Here is a 3,575-nt window from a genome sequence, read left to right as displayed (position 1 = left end):
CCTGGAAACGAATTCAACAGCATTGGGGGCTTCGATTATTGTTCAATGTGCGAGGGTAGAAATGGATTATTGTGGATAGGGAAAGGTAGCAAATTATACTACTATGATCTTGAAAAAGAACAGCTTTCCCCGTATCGCGAAGGAGAAAATTTAATATCTTTTGACTATATATATGGAATCATTGAAGATAGTTATGGGGACATTTGGGTTCCTACTTTTCAAGGTGTTTGGCAGTTATCAATAAAAGATGACAGATATGTTCACTATGACCTTGCAGATGGTTTGAAGAGCGATACCTTCCGACCATTATCTTATTTCAAGACTAACGATGGCACGATTTATCTTGGTTGTTTGACTGGGCTAATCGAATGTAACCCCGAAAACATAGAGGAGAATACCTATAAACCAAGAGTGTTGATTAGCAATTTCACACTTTTAAATAAACCTTCATCTTTTGACACTCCCATCGAGGATATACAAAAAATTACCTTGCCTTATTCCAATAACTCTTTTGTTATAGATTTTGCTGATACCAATTTTGGTTCGTCAGCTAAGACTTTATTTGCCTATAAATTAGACGGTTTTGACAAAGACTGGCACTATTGTTCTCCAAACGAACATTCTGCAAAATATACGAACATTTCCAACGGTGAGTATACATTCTTGGTTAAAGCTTCCGATAGTAATGATAATTGGGATACTGAGTGCCTTTCCCTAATAATAGATATTTCACCTCCTTTTTGGAAAGAGTGGTGGTTCATACTATTACTTTTCGGTGTTGTTGCTATCGTAATAAAAACCATCATCAATTTAAAAACACGCTCTCTTAATCTACGCGCAAAAGAGCTTGCGTCCCAGGTAGACAAGAAGACTTCACAGCTGGCTGAAAAGACTGAGCAATTAGAGCAAGAACTCAATAAACGCATCGGATTTACCAGGATCATAATCCACGAACTTAAAACTCCAATAACATCTCTGCAAATTGCGAATGAACTGCTTCTTGAAGAAGCCAAGGACCCTCCTTTTATTGAACTAGCTCATAGTATTGAGAATAGCATCAACAGCTTAGAAAAAAGAACAAACGAATTACTGGATATTATTAGGGGCGAGATGGGTTTATTGAAAATAGATGTTCAAAGCATTGATTTAGAGGTATATCTCAACGAGATCAGCCTGGATATATTGCTAGTGGCAAAAAACAAAGGAAAAAATATTACAATTGATATTCAAGATAATCTTGGATACGCTGAAATTGATGCTGAACGTATCAAACAAGTAATAAACAACTTGATAGATAATGCATGCAAATTCACAAAAAAGCATGGATTGTTGGGCTTTTCGGCAAAAGCAGAAGATGGCCAATTGTTATTAATAATAAGCGATGATGGGTGTGGAATAAACGATAACAGACAAAAAAGTATTTTTGACCATGGTTTAAACAGCGCACTTCCAACTGGTAGCGAGCATGCTCGCTTCAATGGGCTTGGCATCGGATTAATATTGTCAAAAATGATTGTTGAATTGCATGGTGGCAAAATTTCAGTTGAAAGTAAAGTGAACCAAGGAAGTGTTTTTACTGTATTTATCCCTTATCAACAAAGCAAAGAATAAAAATTAAAACAAGGAAAATGGCATGAAAATACTTGCTATTGAAGACGATCAGAACATAGTAAAATCACTTAATCTAATCCTGCATATGCGCTGGCCTGAAGCAGAACTCTTCTCTTCCCGTTTAGGGGTAGAAGGGTTGAGCTTAATAGAAACCGTGCGGCCAGATATTATTATCTTGGACCTGGGATTACCTGATATAAGCGGATTCAATGTGTTGCAACAAATGCGCATGTTCTCTGAAATACCAGTAATTATACTGACAGTATTGGGGGATGAAGATGATATTGTCAGAGGTTTGGAATTAGGGGCAAATGATTATATCGTAAAACCTTTTAGGAAAGCAGAATTCCTGGCTCGAGTCAAAGCATTAGTTCGTACACAAAGCGTTTTAGTTTCCAACGACGTATGTAGTAAGGGGCCGTATACACTTGAGTTGTCAACCCACAAGTTATATTTCAATCATAAGAAAATATTCCTTACCAAGAACGAGTGTATTATCTTCTATGCACTACTTAGAAATGCTAATGTTATTGTTCTCTATTCTAACTTGGCTCGTGAAATATGGGGAGAAGATTATCCTGGATCGCTTGAGGCTATTAGGGTTTATGTACAACGTTTGCGGCAAAAAATTTGCGATGATTCTGATCACACTGCGATTATAGAAACTAAAGTTGGATTAGGGTATATTCTTAATGTTCCTCGTGTAATGTCTTCACTTTAGTAGCAAACTTTAAGCTTGGGGAGCGGATCATAAGGTTTCCATCGCGCTGGGCGTATTTTTCCTGGCTAACACGGCTAACTACCCGATTGGCAAGCCATTTGGGAATATTGCTCGCGGTGAGATATCTGATATTATTTTACTCTAATGCGTTAGCAATCCGTTAGCAAAAACGAAGAAAGCCCCGGAAGTACTTGCTACTTTCAGGGCTTTCTTAGCTTTAAAAACTGGAGCCAGCGAAGAGACTCGAACTCTTGACCGACGGTTTACGAAACCGTTGCTCTACCAACTGAGCTACGCTGGCACGAAAGCTAAAAACTAGTCATGACTTGTTATTATGTCAATCAATGGTGTTAATTTCCAGGGAAATGGCTTCGCCGGCAGATATTACACTGTTTAGTTTTGCCATTGCCTCTTCTTGCATACCTGGTATTATATGGGAATACACATCCATTGTAAAAGCGACCGAGCTGTGACCGAGTGCTTCGCTTATCACTTCAGGCGGAGCACCACTCAGGAGTGTCAAGCTGGCAAATGTATGCCTTAGATTATGAAACCTGATGCTACTCAGTCCAGCAGCTCTCACAATTTTTCTGAAATTGCCGCTCAGCACACTGGGGTCAATTGCCCCCCATTATGGTTGAAAAACACGAGCTCATCCAGGGTTAAAGACCTCCCCAGCTTCTCTAACAACCTCTGACACTCTTTTTTGAATTGCCTCAGGAAAATTGCCAATTTGGGGGTCATAGCCACCTGGCGCCTGCTTCTTTCGGTCTTCGGCTCCTTGAAAACACAGATGCCTTTGCGTTTATACAATACGCGGTTAACTGAAATTGAAACCGGTAATATCCGGATCTACATCACGCCACCTGAGACCAAGCATTTCAGCCAGCCTCAAGCTGGTATTAAGGCAGTGTAGATCGCCGGGTAAAATCGGTTGCTTTTAGCCACGTCAAGAAGAGCAGCAAGTTATGATGGATCCAGGGTTCTCATGGCCTTTTTACGCGGTTTGGGCGGGTCAACCAGCTCACAAGGATTTCGATTGAGGTAACCCTGCCTGACGGCATACTTAAGAGATTGAGATAGACACCGGTGAAAATAATGTATGGTCCAAGTTGAAAGCTTTTCGCCAGTTCTCCTGGATATCTTTTGGGCTGATCTTCCATAGAACAGTTGAATATCTCTGGGGCTAAGACTTTTCAATTGTATTTGTCCTAGTTCTGGTATCAGGTGCTTCTCAACGATA

4 protein-coding genes and 1 tRNA gene are annotated in these 3,575 nt (G+C 39.9%); 2 read left to right on the top strand and 3 right to left on the bottom strand.

The genetic code is table 11. The features are described 5' to 3' along the window. The coding region (locus PHX29_07210) for an ATP-binding protein (protein MDD5605671.1) at positions 1-1,611 on the top strand (1,611 nt) is incomplete at its 5' end. A gap of 22 nt (positions 1,612-1,633) precedes the next feature. Further along, positions 1,634-2,332, top strand: coding sequence for a response regulator transcription factor (locus PHX29_07205; protein MDD5605670.1), 699 nt, complete (start codon positions 1,634-1,636; stop codon positions 2,330-2,332). A gap of 225 nt (positions 2,333-2,557) precedes the next feature. Here the strand turns inward: PHX29_07205 and PHX29_07200 are convergent. From PHX29_07200 to PHX29_07190, 3 genes are all read right to left on the bottom strand, one after another. Then, a tRNA-Thr gene (locus tag PHX29_07200) sits at positions 2,558-2,633 on the bottom strand. 36 nt (positions 2,634-2,669) lie between these two features. Then, positions 2,670-2,942 carry a tyrosine-type recombinase/integrase gene (locus PHX29_07195; GenBank protein ID MDD5605669.1) on the bottom strand — a complete coding sequence of 91 codons (273 nt, stop codon included), beginning with the start codon at positions 2,940-2,942 and terminating at the stop codon, positions 2,670-2,672. A gap of 356 nt (positions 2,943-3,298) precedes the next feature. Continuing rightward, positions 3,299-3,575: hypothetical protein (locus PHX29_07190; protein ID MDD5605668.1), on the bottom strand; the 277-nt coding region annotated here is incomplete at its 5' end.

Source organism: Dehalococcoidales bacterium, from assembly GCA_028717385.1.
Lineage (GTDB): Bacteria > Chloroflexota > Dehalococcoidia > Dehalococcoidales > CSSed11-197 > CSSed11-197.
This window is presented reverse-complemented; position numbering and strand designations above follow the sequence as displayed.